This is a genomic window from Paenacidovorax caeni (assembly GCF_001298675.1).
In the GTDB taxonomy this organism is placed as follows: Bacteria; Pseudomonadota; Gammaproteobacteria; order Burkholderiales; family Burkholderiaceae_C; genus Paenacidovorax; species Paenacidovorax caeni.
Genome location: NZ_CYIG01000038.1, coordinates 20,641 through 38,454 on the forward strand (window position 1 = coordinate 20,641; position 17,814 = coordinate 38,454).

A 17,814-nucleotide genomic window follows, 5' to 3' on the forward strand; every position below is an offset into this window, starting at 1 on the left:
ATCATTGCCGCCCATGCTTGAGCAACGCATCCAACAGCATTTCATCGACAGCGCCGACCTGAAGTACCAAGCCGCGCAGGTACTGAGCCAGCCCATCGCGGCAGCCGTGCAGGCCGTCTTGGCGTGTGTGACCAGCGGCGGCAAGCTGCTGGCCTGCGGCAGTGGCCCCTCTGCGGCACAGGCGCGGCAGTTCGCCGCGCTGTGTGTGGCGGGGTTCGAGCGCGAGCGCCCGGAACTGGCGGCACTGGCGCTCAGCGCTGACGCGGCGTTGCATGCCTCGCCGTCGGGCCAGATCGACGCAGAGCAAGGCTTGGCACGGCAGGTGCGCGCACTGGGGCAGGCGGGTGACGTTTTGCTGCTGTTGTCGGTGGCGGGCAACGATCCTGCACTCCTGGCAGCGGCCGTGGCGGCGCATGAGCGCGACATGAGCGTGGTTGCCCTTACGGGGCAGGCCGGTGGCGCTTTGGCGGCCATGCTGCGCGAGACCGACGTATGGATTGCCGTGCCACACGAACGCCCCGCGCGCGTGCGTGAGGTTCACGGCTTGGCCCTGCACTGCCTGTGCGATGGCGTGGATGCACAACTACTGGGTGAACAGGAGGTACCGCTATGAAATTTGAACGATCCCGCAGCGTTTGTATGCTGCTCGCTACCGCCGCGCTGGCGGGGGGGCTGTCGGCCTGTGTGCCGCTGGTCATGGGCGGTGCCGCCGTGGGCACCCTGGTGGCGGTCGACCGCCGTACCTCGGGCACGCAGCTGGAGGACGAGGGCATCGAATTTCGTGCGGCCAACCGTCTGCATGGCCTGTACGGCGATCGGGCCCACGTCAACGTGACCAGTTGGAACCGCCAGGTGCTGCTGACCGGCGAAGTGCCCACGCAGGAAGACCGCCAGAAGGCGGAGCAGACCCTGCGCGAGGTAGAGAACGTGCGTTCCATCGTCAACGACCTGGTGGTGGCGCCGCCTTCGTCGCTGTCACAGCGCTCGAATGACACCCTTATTACCGGCAAGGTCAAGGCCAGCTTTGTCGACGCCAAGGATTTGGTCAGTGCCGCCTTCAAGGTCGTGACCGAGCGCGGCGTGGTCTACCTCATGGGCCGCGTGACCCAGCGTGAGGCGACGCGTGCCACCGAAATTGCCCGTGGCGTCAGCGGTGTGACCAAGGTGGTGCGCGTGTTCGAGATCATTTCCGAAGAGGAGCTGCGCCGCAATTTCGCCAATCCCCAGCCCGCGCCGGTGACGCGCGACCCCGACCGCACGCCCTGATACGGAGGCCTACAACCTTGCGTGCGGTGGGTTCGCCCCAGCCGTGCTTTAGATCGGCACCCTCCGCATAAGCACGGTCAGCGGCTTTCTTGCTGGCTATCAGGGTAGAGGCCAACCCATAGGCGCCGGGTTGGCAGATCGCCCCTTACTTTGTCAGGCGTGCGATCAGGCTGGAGGTGTCCCAGCGGTTGCCGCCCATGCGCTGCACGTCGCCATAGAACTGGTCGACCAGTGCCGTGACGGGCAGGCTTGCGCCGTTGCGCTGTGCCTCGGCCAGCACCAGGCCCAGGTCCTTGCGCATCCAGTCCACGGCGAAGCCGAAGTCGAACTTGCCTTCGACCATGGTCTTGCCGCGGTTGTCCATCTGCCAGCTTTGCGCTGCGCCCTTGCCGATGACGTCGAGCACCAGAGGCATGTCCAGCCCCGCCTGCATGCCAAACGCCACGGCTTCAGACAACCCCTGTACCAGCCCGGCGATGCAGATCTGGTTGACCATCTTGGTGAGCTGGCCTGCACCGCTGTCTCCCATGCGCGTAAAGGCGCGCGAGAACGCCATCGCTGTGGGGCGCACCGCCTCGAAGGGTGCCAGGTCTCCGCCGCACATCACCGTGAGCTGGCCATTCTGTGCGCCCGCTTGACCGCCCGAGACCGGGGCATCGACGAACTGCAGGCCCAGGGTGCGCGCGGCGCGGTACAGCTCGCGTGCCACTTCGGCCGAGGCTGTGGTGTGGTCTACAAAGATGGCACCAGGCTCCATGCCGGCGAACGCGCCATCAGCGCCGAGCGTGACGGCGCGCAGATCATCGTCGTTGCCAACGCAGCAGAAAACGATGTCGGCCCCTCGCGCGGCTTCACGCGGGGTTGCCGCCTGAGCATGATTTTTGCCTCCAGCGCCTGCGTAATCTGCGCACCAAGCTATGGATTTAGTAGCGGTTCGGTTGTACACCGTGACCTGGTGACCCGCCCGCGCCAAGTGGCCTGCCATGGGGTAGCCCATGACCCCGAGGCCGAGAAAAGCCACCTTGCGTGCGGGCGTGGGTTCGTAGGTGCGGGAAGGGGTGCTGGACATGGCGGGCTTTCAGGGGGAAGGAAAGGAAAACGCCCCTTGCGGGGCGGGCGTACAGGGCTTGGAACGGGGCCGCTCAAACGATAGCGAAGTTCTCGGTGCCAGAGGCCAGGTCAATGGTCTTGGCGCGCTGGCTGCTGAGCTTGATCTGCAGCCGCAGATCGTTGAGCGAGTCGGCGTTGCGCAGTGCGTCTTCGTAGCTGACGATGTTGGCCTCGAACAGGTCGAACAGCGCCTGGTCGAAGGTTTGCATGCCGAGGTTGCGGCTCTTCTTCATGATCTCCTTGATCTCGGCGACCTCGCCCTTGAAGATCAGGTCAGCGATCAGCGGCGTGTTCAGCATGACCTCGACCGCTGCGGCACGGCCTTTGCCGTCCTGCTTGGGCAGCAGGCGCTGCGACACCATGGCACGCAGGTTCAGCGACAGGTCCATCAGCAACTGCGCGCGGCGCTCCTCTGGGAAAAAGTTGATGACCCGGTCCAGCGCCTGGTTGGCGCTGTTGGCGTGCAGTGTCGCCAGGCACAAGTGGCCGGTTTCGGCAAAGGCCACGGCATGCTCCATGGTCTCGCGGTCGCGGATCTCGCCCATCAGGATCACATCGGGCGCCTGGCGCAGCGTGTTCTTCAGCGCAGCCTCCCAGCTCTCGGTGTCCAGCCCCACCTCGCGCTGCGTGACCACGCAGTTCTTGTGCGGGTGGACGAATTCGATCGGGTCTTCCACGGTGATGATGTGGCCGAACGAGTTCTCGTTGCGCCAGTCCACCATGGCGGCGAGCGTGGTCGATTTGCCCGAGCCCGTAGCACCCACCAGGATGCACAGGCCGCGCTTGGTCATGGCGATTTCCTTCAGCACCTGCGGCACGCCCAGGCCGTCGATGGTGGGCAGGGTCAGCGGAATCGTGCGCAGCACCATGCCCACGCGGCCCTGCTGGATGAAGGCGTTGACGCGAAAGCGCCCGATGCCCGAGGGCGAGATGGCGAAGTTGCACTCCTTGGTGCGCTCGAAGTCCGCCACCTGGCGGTCGCTCATGATGGAGCGCGCCAGCGTCATGGTGTGGGCCGGCGTGAGCGGCTGGGGCGACACCTTGGTCACCTTGCCGTCCACCTTGATCGCCGGGGGGAATTCCGCCGTGAGGAACAGGTCGCTGCCGCCTCGGCTCACCATGAGTTTGAGCAGGTCATTGATGAACTTACTGGCCTGGTCGCGTTCCATCAGCGCTTCTCCGTGGGGTGCCCTGGGGGCGGGTTATTGGCGGTGCTCGCTCAGGCGTGCGCTCACGACGCGCAGGCGCAGCGACAGCTTGCGGGCCAGCAGCGCGATCAGGCTCGCGGCGAGCTGGGGATCTTTGCTCATCATGTCGTCCATGGCCTCGGCCGAGAGCACGGCGATCTCGCAGTCGGTCAGCGTGGTGCAGGCCGAAAAGCGGATGCCGCTGTCCAGCAGCGACATTTCGCCCAGGATGTCACCTGGCCGCGTCTCGGCCAGGCGCAGGTGCTCGCCCCAGGGCTGCACGCGGTCCACGGCGATGGTGCCGGTGAGCAGCACTACCATGAAGTTGCCGTATTCGTCCTGGCGGATCACGTCGCGGCTCGGCGCGATGGCGGCGAACTCGAAGAAGCGCTCCATGCGCTCCACGGCGTCCTTGTCCAGGTGTGCCATGTACTTGTCTTTGGACCACAGCGCCTGCAGCAGCTTGCCGCCGCGGCTGGTGGGCAGGCGCTTGGCGCCGATTTCCACGGCGCGGGCCTCCCAGGGCACAAGCAGCGAGTCGTCCACGCCCTGTCCGGCGAAGGCGGTGGTGAAAAAAACCGAGTCGCCACTCTCCTCGGAGGGCTTGTGCGCAGTGGTTTTCGCGCGCAGAAGGCTCAGAATGCCTTTCATAAGGTGCTCCTGGGCGGCCGCCGGGGCCGCGGTAAGGGTGAATCAGGCTCAGCCGGGGAAGTTTTCCGGGATCTTGGCCTTGCTGCGGGCCTCGGCGGGGCTGATGATGTTGCGGCGCACCAGATCGGTGAGGTTCTGGTCCAGGGTCTGCATGCCCACGCTGTTGCCGGTCTGGATGGTCGAGTACATCTGTGCCACCTTGGCCTCGCGGATCAGGTTGCGGATGGCGCTGGTGCCCAGCATGATCTCGTGCGCGGCCACGCGGCCCGAGCCGTCCTTGAGCTTGCACAGCGTCTGCGAGATCACCGCCTGCAGCGACTCGGACAGCATGGCGCGCACCATTTCCTTTTCTTCGGCGGGGAACACGTCGATGATCCGGTCGATGGTCTTGGCCGCGCTGGAGGTGTGCAGCGTGCCGAACACCAAGTGGCCCGTTTCGGCCGCCGTCATGGCCAGGCGGATGGTTTCGAGGTCGCGCATTTCGCCCACCAGGATGGCGTCCGGATCCTCGCGCAGCGCCGACTTGAGCGCGGCGGCGAACGACAGCGTCATCGGCCCGACCTCGCGCTGGTTCACCAGGCACTTTTTCGACTCGTGCACGAATTCGATCGGGTCCTCGATGGTCAGGATGTGGCCGTACTCGGTCTCGTTGAGGTGGTTCACCATGCCCGCCAGCGTGGTGGACTTGCCCGAACCCGTCGGGCCCGTCACCAGCACCAGGCCGCGCGGCTTGAGCGCCAGGTCGGCAAAGATCTTCGGCGCGTTGAGCTGCTCCAGCGTCAGGATCTTGCTCGGAATGGTCCGGAACACCGCGGCTGCGCCACGGTTCTGGTTGAACGCATTCACGCGGAAACGCGCCAGCCCTTCGATTTCGAAGGAGAAGTCCACTTCCAGGAATTCTTCGTAGAGCTTGCGCTGGGCGTCGCTCATGATGTCGTACACCATGGAGTGCACGGTCTTGTGGTCCAGCGGATCGACGTTCAGGCGGCGCACGTCGCCGTGCACGCGGATCATGGGAGGGAGCCCAGCGGACAGGTGCAGGTCGGAAGCTTTGTTCTTGACGCTGAAAGCCAGCAATTGGGTAATGTCCACGAAATCCCTCTATCGTTTGGTACGCTGCCAAACATTATGACCACGATTGCCAACAACCTCCAAAAGGTTCTGGGCCAGATGGCGCAGGCCTGCCAGGGCGCCGGGCGCGCACCCGCGAGCGTTGCGCTGCTCGCCGTATCCAAGACCTTCGGCCCCGAGGCGGTGCACAGCGCCGCACTCGCAGGCCAGCGTGCCTTTGGCGAAAACTACATCCAGGAAGCCGTGGAAAAAATGGCTGCGCTGCGCGCGCTGGCGCCTGAACTAGCTGCGACCCTTGAATGGCATTGCATCGGCCCCATCCAGAGCAACAAGACGCGGCTGGTGGCCGAGCACTTCGATTGGGCGCAGACCGTGGATCGCCTCAAGATCGCGCAGCGCCTGTCCGACCAGCGCCCCGCGCACCTGCCGCCGCTCATGGTGTGCATCCAGGTGAACGTGGACGGCGGCGCCACCAAGTCCGGCGTGGCCCCTGAGGAGGCGGTAGCGCTGGCCGAGGCTGTCGCCCGGCTGCCGCGTCTGGTGCTGCGCGGTGTCCTGAGCATTCCCGATGATGCTCCTGATTTTGAAGCGCAACGCGCTCTCCACGCAAGGGCTGCAGCCATTTTTGAACGCATTAAGGCGCAGGGCTTCGCGGGCCTGGAGCGCTTCGATACCCTGTCCATGGGCATGACTGGCGACCTGGAGGCCGCCATCGCCGCTGGCAGCACCCTGGTGCGCGTGGGGCGGGGCATCTTTGGCGCGCGCACGTATTCGTGAGCGTCGCTGCGCCACGCTGCGCCAAGTTGGGCGGGGGTGCATCCCTCACCCCCTGTGCTTTGCCTAAGGTAAGTTGGACCAGCGTGTCCAGCAGGGCGCCAAGTTCCAGCATTTCATGAGTTTCTCGCGATGCCATCACCCTCTGACAAGCCCCCATTGCAAGGGTTGAGTGCCAGCGAGGCCGCAGCCCGTCTGGGCACGGAAGGCCCGAACCTGCTGCCAGGCAGCGCCCCAAAATCCACGGCCGCCATCGTGCGCGATGTGCTCACCGAGCCCATGTTTCTCATGCTTCTGGCCGCCGGGGGCATCTACCTGGCGCTGGGCGACCGGGCCGAGGCCTTGTTCCTGCTGGGCTTTGTCTTCGTGGTCATTGGCATCACGCTGGCGCAGGAACGCAAGACGCAGCGCGCCCTGGAGTCCCTGCGCGATCTGTCGGCGCCGCGTGCCCTAGTGATCCGCGACGGCCAGGAGCAGCGCATCGCCGGGCGCGATGTGGTGCGTGGTGACCTGCTGGTGCTGCATGAAGGCGACCGCATCGCCGCCGATGCGGTGTTGGTCGATGGCCAGCTGGAGGTGGATGAATCCTTGCTGACGGGGGAGGCGGTTCCCGTTGCCAAACAGGCTGCGGCACAGGGCGCCGAGACACCAGACAACGCCAGCCGCCTGTTTGCCAGTACGGTGGTCACCCGGGGCGTGGGCGTTGCCGAGGTGCATGCCGTGGCGGCCCAGACCGCTGTGGGGCGCATCGGTGCAGATCTGGCCACGACGGTGGAGCCACCGTCGGCGCTCCAATCAGGCTCACGCAAGCTGGTACGCGCCCTGGGGCTGGCGGCGGTGGTGCTTGCATCGGCCCAGGTGCTGCTGGGCTGGTGGTGGAACGACCACCCGTTGCTCGACAGCCTGCTGTCGGGCATTGCCCTGGCCATGGCCATCCTGCCGGAAGAGATTCCGGTGATCTTGACCGTGTTCCTGGCGCTGGGGGCTTGGCGTATTTCCCACCAGAAGGTGCTGACACGGCGCGTCACCGCGGTGGAGGCGCTGGGTGCCATCACCGTGCTGGCGGTGGACAAGACCGGCACCCTCACCGTCAATCGCATGGCCGTGGCCGAGCTGGCGACGGACGGCCCGCATTTCCGCGCAGAGGGCGCCAGCGAGTTGCCCGAAGATTTTCACCGGCTGGTCGAGTTCGCCATGCTGGCCACACCGGGCGATCCGTTCGACCCGATGGAAAAAGCCATCCAGCATTTCGGCCGCCAGTGGCTGGCCGGCACCGAGCATGTGCACGTGGGGCGCGAGCCGGAGTTTGAGTACGCCCTCTCTGGCGATATTTTGGCCATGACCCGGGTGTTCGCCAGCGGTGAGCCGGATGTGCACCTGCTGGCCACCAAGGGCGCGCCCGAAGCGGTGGCCGACCTGTGCCACCTGGACCCCGAGCGGCGCAGCGCCATCCGCTGCCAGGTGGAAGCCATGGCCGAGCGTGGCCTGCGCGTGTTGGGCGTGGCGTGCGGGCGCTGGAAAGGCGCCGCGCCAGGCAGCAACCAGCCGCCGCCATGGCCGTCCAGCCAGCACGATTTCGACTTCGATTTTCTGGGCCTGGTGGCGCTTGCCGACCCGCCGCGCCCCGAAGTGCCTGCTGCGCTGGCCGAATGCCGCCGCGCGGGCGTGCGCGTCATCATGATGACGGGTGACCACCCGGCCACGGCCCGCGCCATCGCGCGCCAGGTGGGGCTGTCCGAGCGTCCGCAAACCCTCACGGGGGCGGAGCTGGAGGCGCTGGATGACGCGGCGCTGGCCGCTCGGCTGCGCCATGTCGATCTGTGTGCGCGCCTCAAACCCGAGCACAAGCTGCGCCTAGTGCGTCTGCTGCGCGCCCGTGGCGAAGTGGTGGCGATGACTGGCGACGGGGTCAACGACGCCCCGGCGCTCAAGGCGGCCGACGTGGGCATCGCCATGGGCGAGCGTGGCACCGATGTGGCCCGCGAGGCCGCCGCCCTGGTGCTGCTGGACGACAGCTTTGCGCGCATCGTGGCCGCCATTCGCCAGGGGCGCCGCATTGACGACAACGTGCGCAAGGCCACGCGGTTCGTCTTCGCCGTGCATATCCCGATCATTGGGCTGGCGCTGGTCCCTGCGGTGCTGCACTGGCCGGCGCTGCTGCTGCCGGTGCACATCGTGCTGCTGGAGCTCTTGATCGACCCGGCCTGCTCCATCGTCTTTGAAGCCGAGCCGGAAGATGCCGACACCATGCAGCGCCCGCCACGGCCCGTGGCCGACTCCCCGTTTGCCGTTGCGCCCCTGCTGTGGTCGGTGCTGCAGGGCGCGGGCATCGCGGCGGTGCTGCTGGCGGGCCAGGCGTGGCTGGTGGCGCGCAAGGCTGGCAGCCCGAACAAGGCCGCGCGGTGGTGTTGGTGGTCCTGGTGTCGTGTGTGCTGCTGCTGATCCTGGCCAACCGGGATCTCGCGCGTCCTGCCCTGTGGGGGGTGACCGACCCGAACCCGTGGCTGTGGCGCATGGCTGCCGCCATGGGTGTGCTGTTGGTGTCTGTGCTGGGGCTGCCGTGGCTGCGCCAGGTCATGGGCCTGGCCTGGCCCGGGCTGCAGGGGCTGGCGGTCGGGGCCTGTTTGCTGGCGCTGTGTCTGGTGTGGCTGGAGCTGGTGCGAAGGATCAGCCGCAGCGGCAAGGTCAGCCGCTGATTTTCTGCCGGAGGCTCAACCGCGCGTGCTGGCCCAGCGCGGCCTGGCCCAGGCGTTCAGGTGCCGCCCAGCGCCTGGTACAGCGTGGCGTGGTTGACCAGCCGGTTGAGTCGGTTCTCGGCCAGTGCGATCTCGGCATTGCGGCGCTTTTCCTGGGCGTCGAGCCACGGCTTGAGTGCCACGGCGCCGGCGCGGTAGCGCACTTCGTACAGCCTTTCGGCGCGCCGCGCGTCGGCCAGCGACTGCTCCAGCTGCACGGCCTGCTCAGCGTACTGGCGGCGTGCCGAGAGGGCGTTGTCCACATCCGCCAGCGCCTGGTATAGCGTCTGGCGGAATTGCACCACCGCGCGCTCGTAGTCGGTCTGCGCGATGGCGGCGTTGGTGCGCATTTCGGTCTGGTTCAAAAACGGTAGCACCAGCCCCGCGCCCAGCGTGGCCACAGGGTTGGCCAGCACGCTGCCCAGGGCGCTGCTGCTGCCGCCAAGCGCACCGGTGAGCGAGAGCTGCGGGTAGTACGACAGGCGCGTGGCGTCGCCGCTGGCCAGCGTGCCGCGCAGCCGCAGCTCGGCCGCGCGCAGGTCGGGGCGGCGCGCCAGCAGTTCGGCGGGCAGGCCGGGGGCCACGCCGGGCAGCGCGCCATCGGGCAGGGCCTGCGGCGCGCGCCAGCCCGGCGCGGCGGGGCCGGTGGCGGCGCCGTCGAACAGCAGTGCGAGCGCGTTGGCGGTTTCCACGGCCTGCTGCTGCAGTTGCGCCAGGGCGGCGCGCTGGCTCGCCAGGCTCTGGCGCGATTCGGCCAGCTCCAGCGACGACACCGCGCCCGCCTCGTACTGCGTCTGCACCAGCGCAAGCGTGCGCTCGGCGTAGCCGATGCTCTCGGTGGCCAAGGCCAGGCGCTGCCGGGTGTAGGCCACGCGCCAGTACAGCGTGGCCGTGGTGCCGGCTAGGGCCTGGGCCGTGGCCTCGCGGTCCTCGGCGCTGGCCTGGGCTTCCCAGCGTGCGGCGTCGTGCGCTGCGTCCAGGCGGCCCCACAGGTCCAGCTCGTAGCTCACGCCGAGCGAGGCGCTGTTGGCGCGCGTGATGTCGGCGCTGCCTTCCAGGGCGCGCGCCGCGCTGGTGCTGAGGCTGGCGTTGACGTTGGGCCGGTGCTCGGCCAGCCGCGCCTGCAGCTGCGCACGCCGCACCTGCAGGGTGGCTGCGGCCAGGTCGTTGTTGTGCGCCAGTGCGGCGTCAACCAGGTCGTCGAGCACCGGGTCGCCGAAGGCGCGCCACCAGCCGCCGGTGGCGCTGTACGCGTCGCGCGCGCTGGCCTGGGTGTGCGGCCACTGCGTGGGCACGGCCACGGCGGGCGCCTCGTACGGCGTGCGCGGCGTGGTGCAGCCGGCGAGCCCCAGGGCCAGCGCCAGTGCGGCGGTGCGAAGGTGGGCGGTCTGTGTCATGGGTGGTTCGCAGAAAATACTAGCAAAATCAGCCTCTAGGCCAATACCATCAAGCGCTAGCAGCTATTAAAAGAGTAGCTATTCACGCGCCAGCGCCTGCACCGGGTCGAGCCGCGCGGCGCTGCGCGCGGGCAGGAAGCCGAAGACCACGCCAATCAGCGTGGCGCAGGCGAAGGCCGCCAGCATGGAGCTGGTGGAGTAGGCCATCTGGAAGTCCTTGCTGGCCTGCGCGAAGGCGGCACCGAAGGCCAGCGCCAGCAGGATGCCGAGCACCCCGCCGATCAGGCACACCAGCACCGCCTCGATCAGGAACTGCTGCTGGATGTCGCCCTGGCGCGCCCCCACGGCCATGCGTACGCCAATCTCGCGTGTGCGCTCGGTCACGCTCACCAGCATGATGTTCATCACGCCGATGCCGCCCACCACCAGCGAGATCACGGCGATGGAGGAGATCAGCAGCGTCATGGTGCGTGTCGTGGCCTCGATGGTCTGGCGGATGCTGTCGGTGTTCAGCACAAAGAAGTCCTTGCGCCCGTGGCGCCGCTCCAGCAGCTGGTTGATGCCTTGCTCGGCGGCGTCGGTGGGCGCGTCGTCGCGCACGCGCACGGTGATGGAACGCAGGTAGTTCTGGTTGACGATGCGGCTCATGGCCGTGGTGTAGGGCACGAAGATGTTGAGCGCCTCGCTGTTGCCGAAGGCCGAGTCGCTCTTGGCCGCCACGCCGATCACGCGCACCGGCACGCTGCCCAGCAGCAGCACTTCGCCCACCGGAGAGGGCGTGTTTGGGAACAGGGTCTTGCGCGTGTTGTCGTCGATCACGGCCACCTGGTCGCGGCGCCTGACGTGGTCGGCGTCGAAGGCCGTGCCCTGGGCGATCTTCACGCCCTTGACGCGGAAGTACTGCGCGCCGGCGCCCAGCACCGTGGCCGAGGCCTCGACGTTGCGGTAGCGCGCCGTGACGGCGCTGCTGAGCGTGGGCGTGACGCTGTCCACGTAGCCCTGCTGCGCCAGTGCGTCGGCATCGGCCGGCACCAGGGTGCGCACGGCGGCGGCGCGCCGGTCGCCGAAGCCCGTGCCCGAGAACACCTCGATGGTGTTGGTGCCGATGGCGCTGATGTTCTTCAGCACCTGCTGGCGCGAGCCTTCGCCCAGCGCCACCACGGCCACGACCGAGGCGATGCCGATGATGATGCCGAGCATGGTCAGGAAGGTGCGCAGGCGGTGCGCGTTCATGGCGATCAGCGCCATCTGGAACGCTTCGAGGAAGCGGTCGCGCAGCGCGCCCAGGCCATCGCGTGCGCCGGGCTGCCGGGGGGGCGCAGCCGTGGTGGTGGGCGGCTGGCCGGCCATGCGCGCGGTGGGCCGGTCGTCGATGATGCGGCCGTCACGGAGTTCGAGGATGCGCTCGGCGTGCTCGGCCACGGCCATGTCGTGCGTCACAAGGATGATGGTGTGGCCCTCGGCGTGCAGCTCCTGCAGGATCTTCATCACCTCCTTGCCGCTGGCGGTGTCGAGTGCTCCGGTGGGTTCGTCGGCCAGGATCACGCTGCCGCCGTTCATGAGCGCACGCGCGATCGACACGCGCTGCTGTTGCCCGCCCGAAAGCTGGCCCGGGCGGTACTCCATGCGGTCTTCCAGGCCCAGCCGGGTGAGCAGTGCGGCGGCGCGTGCGCGGCGCTGCGGCGCGGGCACGCCGGCGTACATGGCCGGCACCTCGACGTTGCCGCGCGCCGTCAGGTCGCCCAGCAGGTGGTAGCGCTGGAAGATGAAGCCGAAGTGGCCGCGCCGCAGCGCCGCGAGCGCATCGGCGTCGAGCGCGTGCGTCTCGCGCCCGGCCACGCGGTAGCTGCCGCTGGTGGGCCGGTCCAGGCAGCCCAGGATGTTCATCAGCGTGGACTTGCCCGAGCCCGATTGGCCGACGATGGCAACCATCTCGCCCGCACGGATGTCGAGGTCGATGTCCTGGAGCACGGCCACCGTGCCTTCGCCGGCCGGAAACGCGCGGCCCAGCTGGCGCACGGAGAGCAGCGGCGTGTCTGCCGCGTTCCACGCCGGGGCAGAGTCGTCACCGGCGGAGGGTGGGCATTCCTGCTTCATCGCGCAGCCCTCACAGGCGCATGGGCGGGCGCGCCATGCCGCTCTGCGCTGGCGCTCCGGCAGCGGCCTCGCCCAGCACCACCTTGTCGCCTTCGGCCAGGCCCTCGGTGACCTCGGCGTTGACGTTGTTGTTGATGCCGACGCGGATGTGGCGCGCCGTGGGCTGGCCATTTGCGCCCAGCACGCGCACGCTGTAGCGGCCATCCTGGCCGCGCGGGCCCAGTGCCGACGCGGGGATGATGACCACCCCCTTGGCCTGCGCGCGCACGATGGTGACCTGCGCCGTCATCGAAATGCGCAGCTTGTTGTCCGGGTTGGGCACGTCGAACAGGCCGTTGTAGTAAATGGCCGTGGTGGTGCTGGCGCTGGTGCTGCTGGACGATACGCCCGTGCCCTCGGTGAGGATGGCGTCGGTCGCCGGCTCGATGGTGCGCAGCTGGGCGTGGTAGCGCTGGTCGGGCTGGCCCAGGATGGTGAAGTACACCGGCAGGCCGGGCTCCACCTTCACCACGTCGGCCTCGGAGATTTGCGTCTTCACCGTCACCGTATCGAGCTGCGCCACCTTGATGATGGTGGGCGTGGTCTGGTTGGCGTTCACCGTCTGGCCCTGCTGCACCACCAGGGCCACGACGATGCCGTCGATGGGCGAGACGATCTTGGTGTAGCCCAGGTTCACCTTGGCCGTATCGGCGGTGATCTCGGCCTGCTTGATCTGCGCCTGCAGCGCGGCGATGTTGGCGCGCGTGGTGGCGAGCTGGGCCTCGGCCGCCTCGTAGTCGGCGCGCGCGCCCGCCTCGTTGTCGAGCAGGTGCTTTTGGCGTCGGTAGCCGAGTTCGGCCTGGACCAGCGCGGCCTTCTGCGCCGCGAGCTGGGCGCGCACGTTCTCCAGCGCCGCCTCGGCGTTGCGCACCGTGTTCTGCTGCGTCGTCGAGTCGATCTCGGCCACGGGCTGGCCCTTCTTCACGCGCTGGCCCAGCTCGACGAACAGCGTCTTCACCTGGCCCGACACCTGCGCCCCCACGCTCACCTGCTTGAAAGCCTGCACGGTGCCTGTGGCCAGCACGGCATCCTCCAGGTCGCCGCGCGTGGCGGTGGCGGTGACGAAGTGCGGTGCAGGCGGCGCGGAGAAAAACAGCAGCTTGGCGCCGATGGCGGCAGCGGCCAGCACAGCCGCCAGGGCGGCGATGCGCGCCGGGGTGAAAGACTTGCGCGTCAGGAGCATGGTGCGAGGGAGGAGGGCAAACAGAAGCCAGGACGCCCGGAGTGTGCCAAGGCCGTGCGGACAGGCGGTGGCGCAGGCGTAAAGTTCCGGTAAACCCGGCAGCTTACCCCCGTACCGCGCGGGGCCGCAGCCCCAGCGCCTGCACGATCTGCTGCAGGGTGGGTTTGGCGTAGCTCGGGGCGGTGCTCAGGGCCCGCGGCGGCTGCGGGATGCGCTTGGCGTTGCCGCCTGGCGCGGCAGTCCGTTGGCGCACGCAGGCAGGGGCAGGGCGACAGAAATGCCTGGCCAGGTGTCAGGTGTCAGGCGTCAGGTGTCACGCGGGCGATATCTCTGTCTATGGTTGTGTTACCAATCGGTATATTGTGGCGAAGCCATGGTGCGGCGCCGCGCGGACGGCCCCGGCGCCAGCGGCGACAGAACACCCCGGGAGACATGCCATGACCGCCTTCGCACCGGTGCCAGACGCGCGGGCCTTCGTCGCGCGCCGGCCGGGCCAGACGCTCGACGCCGAGGCCCTCGTTGCCTGGTGCCGCGACAGCATGGCGCCCTACAAGGTGCCGCGCGCGGTGCGCTTTCTCAATGCCCTGCCCGCGACCGGCGCCGGCAAGGTGCTGCGCGACATGGCATGAAAATCGCCTCTGCCCCTTTGCTGGCAAGCGCTGGCAGCTATTGAATCGAAAGCACTATGTTCCAACGAGTCTTGGTCGCCAACCGTGGCGAAATCGCGCTGCGCCTGGTGCGAGCGCTGCAGGAGCTGGGCGTGGCCAGCGTCGCCGTGTACGCGCAGGACGACGCCCAGGCCCCGCATGTGGCCGCTGCCGACGTGGCCGTGCCGCTGCAGGCCAGCGGCCCCGCCGCCTACCTGGACGGCGCGCAGCTGCTGCGTATCGCCCATGCCCAGGGCTGCGACGCGCTGCACCCGGGCTACGGCTTCCTGAGCGAGAACGCCGCCTTCGCCCTGGCCTGTGCCGATGCCGGTGTGCGCTTCATCGGCCCCACGCCTGCGCAGCTCGCGCTGCTGGGCGACAAGGCGCGCGCCCGCGCGCTGGCACAGGAATGCGGCGTGCCGCTGATGCCCGGCAGCGCCGAGGCCGTGACGCTGGACGAAGCCCGCGCCTTCCTCGCCGCGCAGCTGGCTGAGGGCGCCAGCGGCATCATGGTCAAGGCCGTGGGCGGCGGCGGCGGGCGCGGCATGCGCGCGGTGTGCAGCGCTGCCGAGCTGCCCGCAGCCTACGCGCGCTGCCGCAGCGAGGCCAGTGCGGCCTTCGGCGTCGACGGCGTGTACGTCGAGCGCCTGATGGCCGGTGCGCGCCACATCGAAGTGCAGGTGCTGGGCGACGGCAGTGCGCGCCCCCTGGCGCTGGGCGAGCGCGAATGCACGCTGCAGCGGCGCTTCCAGAAGCTGGTGGAAATCGCCCCCAGCCCCAGCCTGCCGCAGGCGCTGCGCGAGCGCATCACGCGCGACGCCCTGCGCATGGCGGCCGCGCTGCGCTACGAAAGCCTGGGCACCTTCGAGTTCCTCGTCGATCCGGCGTCCGAGGCGCTGCCCTACGTCTTCATCGAGGCCAACCCGCGCCTGCAGGTCGAGCACACCATTACCGAGGAGGTGTTCGGTGTCGATCTGGTGCAGACGCAGATCCGCCTGGCGGCGGGCGCGCGCTGGGCCGACCTGGGGCTGGACCCCAAAGCCCCGCCCGCGCCGCGCGGCTACGCCATGCAGTGGCGCATCAACGCCGAGACGCTGGCGGCCGACGGCAGCGCCCAGCCCGGCGGCGGCCGCATCGGCGCGCTGGCCTGGCCCGCCGGGCCGGGCATCCGCATCGACAGCCACGCCACGCCGGGTGCCAGCCCCTCGCCGCACTACGACACGCTGCTGGCCAAGCTCATCGTGCACAGCCCGGCGCCGCGCTTCACCGACGCGCTGGGGCGCGCGCGCCGCGCGCTGGCCGAGTGCCGCATCCCCGGCCTGGCCACCAACCTGGCGCTGCTGCGCGCCCTGGCAGCGCGGCCCGAGATGGACACCCAGGCGGTGCACACGCGCTGGCTTGAAGAGGTGCTGCCCGAGCTGCTGGATGCTGCACAAACCATAGCTGCCAGCGCTCACCATGAAAGGGCTGAGGGTACTTTTGACGTAAAGCCTGAAGCGGCGGCCCCGGTGCCCGAGGGCGCCGTCACCGCCCCCATGCCTGCGCGTATCGTGCAGTGGACGGTGGCCGAAGGCGCGGTGGTGGTCGCCGGGGCCGAGCTGGGCATTCTCGAAGCCATGAAGATGGAGCATGTGCTGCAGGCCCCGCAGGCCGGTGCCGTGCAGGCGCTGCTGGTGCCGGCGGGCAGCTACGTGGCCCAGGGCCAGCCGCTGCTGGTGCTGGCCGCCGCGCCGCAGGAGGGTGCACAGGCGCAGGCGGCAGAGGCGGCGCTGGACCCTGCGCACATCCGCGCCGACCTGCAGCGCAGCATCGACCGCCATGCCTTCACGCTCGACGCCGCGCGCCCCGAGGCCATGGCCAAGCGCCACGCCCAGGGCAGCCGCAGTGCACGCGAGAACATTGCCGACCTGTATGACGCGGGTAGTTTCATCGAGTACGGCGCGCTCGCCATTGCCGCGCAGACGCGCCGGCGCAGCATCGACGACCTGGTGGTCAACACGCCGGCCGACGGCATGGTCACCGGCATCGGCAGCATCAATGGCTCGCGCTTCGGCGAGGAGAAGTCGCGCGCCGTCGTCATGGCCTACGACGCCACCGTGCTCGCCGGGACGCAGGGCATGCGCAACCATGCCAAGACCGACCGCATGCTGGGCATTGCCCTGGCCCAGAAGCTGCCCGTGGTGCTGTTCGCCGAAGGCGGCGGCGGGCGCCCCGGGGACACCGACATCCCCGTGGTGGCGGGGCTGCACGTACACACCTTCGCGGCCTACGCGGCGCTGTCCGGCCAGGTGCCGGTGGTGGGCATTGCCCACGGGCGCTGCTTTGCGGGCAACGCGGCGCTGCTGGGCTGCAGCGATGCCATCATCGCCACGCGTGCCAGCACCATCGGCATGGGCGGCCCGGCCATGATTGAGGGCGGCGGTCTGGGCGTGTTCACGCCCGAGCAGGTGGGCCCCAGCGGCGTGCAGCATGCCAATGGCGTGATCGACATCCTGGTGGACGACGAAGCCCAGGCCGTGGCCGCGGCCAAGCAGTACCTGGCCTTCTTCCAGGGCCGCAGCGCCGATTGGGCTGCACCCGACACGCGCCTGCTGCGCCAGGTGGTGCCCGAGAACCGCCTGCGCGCCTACGACACCCGCGCCGCCATGGCGCACCTGGTGGACGTCGGCAGCCTGTTGCCGCTGCGCACGGGCTTTGGTGTGGGCATTCACACCGCGCTGGCGCGCATCGAAGGCCGTCCGGTGGGGCTGCTGGCCAACAACCCGGCGCACCTGGGCGGCGCCATCGACGCCGACGCGGCCGACAAGGCGGCGCGCTTCATGCAGCTGTGCAACGCGCACGGCCTGCCGCTGGTCAGCCTGGTCGATACACCGGGCTTCATGGTCGGCCCGGACACCGAAAAAACCGCCCAGGTACGCCACGTCAGCCGCCTGTTCGTCACGGCCGCCAAGCTGCGCGTGCCGTACTTCAGCGTGGTGCTGCGCAAGGGCTACGGGCTGGGCGCCATGGGCATGACGGCGGGGAGCTTTCACGCGCCGGTGTTCAACGTGGCGTGGCCCACGGGCGAATTCGGCGCCATGGGGCTGGAGGGCGCCGTGCGCCTGGGCTTTCGCAAGGAGCTGGAGGCGCTGCCCGAGGGCGCCGAGCGCGACGCGCTGTTCCAGAAGCTGCTGGCGCGCCAGTACGCGCACGGCGAGGCGCTGCACATGGCCAGCACGCTGGAGATCGATGCCGTGATCGACCCGGCCGACACACGCGCCTGGCTGGCGCGCGGGCTCGCGGGGAGCCGGGTGCGCGAGGTGGGGGCGGGGTTTGTCGATACCTGGTGAGGTGGTGCTTTTCCGGTTTGAAGCCTATGCTTTTCAAGGTTGTTGGCTGCTCTCGTTTTTGTAGTGTTTTTATGGTTTTGCTTCCCGGGGCCGGGACTCGCCCCGGCGGGCGACTCCCTTTTCTTGCTCGTGCAAGAAAAGGAAGCAAAAGAAGCACGCCCCTGCTGTCCGTATCCCCTGTGCTTCGCTCCGGGGCAGCCTGCGGTGCTCGGGCATGGGGCGGTGCCGCGTAACTCACTGCGCGCTACGCGCTCCGTTCAAACAGACGCGGCAAGTCAGATCACGAAGCGCGTGTGTCCTGCGGCACACGCGCCCGCCCCACGCCCTG

Annotated in this window: 13 protein-coding genes and 1 pseudogene; 6 read left to right on the plus strand and 8 right to left on the minus strand. The window is 68.9% G+C overall.

Features of this window, described 5'->3' with window-relative positions; translation table 11 throughout:
• Positions 1-13: 13 nt before the first annotated feature.
• Both BN2503_RS14630 and BN2503_RS14635 read left to right on the plus strand, forming a co-directional pair.
• Entirely contained in the window at positions 14-613 is a 600-nt protein-coding gene (locus BN2503_RS14630) for an SIS domain-containing protein (protein WP_054257385.1), read from the plus strand.
• Complete coding sequence (locus BN2503_RS14635) at positions 610-1,266, plus strand: BON domain-containing protein (protein WP_054257386.1); 657 nt, start codon at positions 610-612, stop codon at positions 1,264-1,266. Before BN2503_RS14630 ends, BN2503_RS14635 begins: the two co-directional genes overlap by 4 nt.
• 145 nt (positions 1,267-1,411) lie before the next feature.
• Here BN2503_RS14635 and BN2503_RS14640 read toward each other — a convergent pair whose 3' ends face one another.
• The 4 genes from BN2503_RS14640 to BN2503_RS14655 form a co-directional block, all read right to left on the minus strand.
• Positions 1,412-2,335 (minus strand): NAD(P)-dependent oxidoreductase, encoded by a 924-nt coding sequence (locus BN2503_RS14640; RefSeq protein ID WP_054257387.1) that lies wholly within the window; start codon positions 2,333-2,335, stop codon positions 1,412-1,414.
• Positions 2,336-2,408: 73 nt separating this feature from the next.
• Positions 2,409-3,545, minus strand: coding sequence for a PilT/PilU family type 4a pilus ATPase (locus tag BN2503_RS14645; protein ID WP_054257388.1), 1,137 nt, complete (start codon positions 3,543-3,545; stop codon positions 2,409-2,411).
• A 33-nt stretch (positions 3,546-3,578) separates the two neighbouring features.
• Complete coding sequence (locus tag BN2503_RS14650; RefSeq protein WP_054257389.1) at positions 3,579-4,214, minus strand: cyclic nucleotide-binding domain-containing protein; 636 nt, start codon at positions 4,212-4,214, stop codon at positions 3,579-3,581.
• A gap of 48 nt (positions 4,215-4,262) precedes the next feature.
• Positions 4,263-5,306 carry a type IV pilus twitching motility protein PilT gene (locus BN2503_RS14655; protein WP_054257390.1) on the minus strand — a complete coding sequence of 348 codons (1,044 nt, stop codon included), beginning with the start codon at positions 5,304-5,306 and terminating at the stop codon, positions 4,263-4,265.
• A 36-nt stretch (positions 5,307-5,342) separates the two neighbouring features.
• Here BN2503_RS14655 and BN2503_RS14660 point away from each other — a divergent pair, with 36 nt between their 5' ends.
• Positions 5,343-6,062 (plus strand): YggS family pyridoxal phosphate-dependent enzyme, encoded by a 720-nt coding sequence (locus tag BN2503_RS14660; RefSeq protein WP_054257391.1) that lies wholly within the window; start codon positions 5,343-5,345, stop codon positions 6,060-6,062.
• 129 nt (positions 6,063-6,191) lie between these two features.
• A pseudogene (locus tag BN2503_RS14665) lies at positions 6,192-8,755 on the plus strand (cation-translocating P-type ATPase).
• Positions 8,756-8,811: 56 nt separating this feature from the next.
• On the opposite strand, the gene BN2503_RS14670 reads toward BN2503_RS14665, so the two are convergent.
• From BN2503_RS14670 to BN2503_RS20725, 4 genes are all read right to left on the minus strand, one after another.
• Positions 8,812-10,191 carry an efflux transporter outer membrane subunit gene (locus BN2503_RS14670; RefSeq protein WP_054257392.1) on the minus strand — a complete coding sequence of 460 codons (1,380 nt, stop codon included), beginning with the start codon at positions 10,189-10,191 and terminating at the stop codon, positions 8,812-8,814.
• A gap of 78 nt (positions 10,192-10,269) precedes the next feature.
• Entirely contained in the window at positions 10,270-12,288 is a 2,019-nt protein-coding gene (locus BN2503_RS14675; protein ID WP_082366621.1) for a MacB family efflux pump subunit, read from the minus strand.
• A gap of 10 nt (positions 12,289-12,298) precedes the next feature.
• Positions 12,299-13,510 (minus strand): efflux RND transporter periplasmic adaptor subunit, encoded by a 1,212-nt coding sequence (locus BN2503_RS14680; RefSeq protein ID WP_054257393.1) that lies wholly within the window; start codon positions 13,508-13,510, stop codon positions 12,299-12,301.
• Positions 13,511-13,613: 103 nt separating this feature from the next.
• Positions 13,614-13,763, minus strand: coding sequence for a hypothetical protein (locus BN2503_RS20725; RefSeq protein ID WP_175537934.1), 150 nt, complete (start codon positions 13,761-13,763; stop codon positions 13,614-13,616).
• A 184-nt stretch (positions 13,764-13,947) separates the two neighbouring features.
• On the opposite strand from BN2503_RS20725, the gene BN2503_RS21025 reads away from it, so the two are divergent.
• Positions 13,948-14,139, plus strand: coding sequence for an AMP-binding enzyme (locus tag BN2503_RS21025; RefSeq protein WP_054257394.1), 192 nt, complete (start codon positions 13,948-13,950; stop codon positions 14,137-14,139).
• Positions 14,140-14,195: 56 nt separating this feature from the next.
• Positions 14,196-17,486 (plus strand): acetyl-CoA carboxylase family protein, encoded by a 3,291-nt coding sequence (locus BN2503_RS14690; RefSeq protein WP_054257395.1) that lies wholly within the window; start codon positions 14,196-14,198, stop codon positions 17,484-17,486.
• Positions 17,487-17,814 lie beyond the last annotated feature (328 nt).

Coding starts and splice junctions, on each gene's coding strand:
- BN2503_RS14650 (WP_054257389.1), bottom strand. CDS start 4,214: ATGAAAGGCATTCTGAGCCTTCTGCGCGCGAAAACCACTGCGCACAAG.
- BN2503_RS14630 (WP_054257385.1), top strand. CDS start 14: ATGCTTGAGCAACGCATCCAACAGCATTTCATCGACAGCGCCGACCTG.
- BN2503_RS14690 (WP_054257395.1), top strand. CDS start 14,196: ATGTTCCAACGAGTCTTGGTCGCCAACCGTGGCGAAATCGCGCTGCGC.
- BN2503_RS14675 (WP_082366621.1), bottom strand. CDS start 12,288: ATGAAGCAGGAATGCCCACCCTCCGCCGGTGACGACTCTGCCCCGGCG.
- BN2503_RS14670 (WP_054257392.1), bottom strand. CDS start 10,191: ATGACACAGACCGCCCACCTTCGCACCGCCGCACTGGCGCTGGCCCTG.
- BN2503_RS14680 (WP_054257393.1), bottom strand. CDS start 13,510: ATGCTCCTGACGCGCAAGTCTTTCACCCCGGCGCGCATCGCCGCCCTG.
- BN2503_RS14645 (WP_054257388.1), bottom strand. CDS start 3,545: ATGGAACGCGACCAGGCCAGTAAGTTCATCAATGACCTGCTCAAACTC.
- BN2503_RS14660 (WP_054257391.1), top strand. CDS start 5,343: ATGACCACGATTGCCAACAACCTCCAAAAGGTTCTGGGCCAGATGGCG.
- BN2503_RS14640 (WP_054257387.1), bottom strand. CDS start 2,335: ATGTCCAGCACCCCTTCCCGCACCTACGAACCCACGCCCGCACGCAAG.
- BN2503_RS21025 (WP_054257394.1), top strand. CDS start 13,948: ATGACCGCCTTCGCACCGGTGCCAGACGCGCGGGCCTTCGTCGCGCGC.
- BN2503_RS14635 (WP_054257386.1), top strand. CDS start 610: ATGAAATTTGAACGATCCCGCAGCGTTTGTATGCTGCTCGCTACCGCC.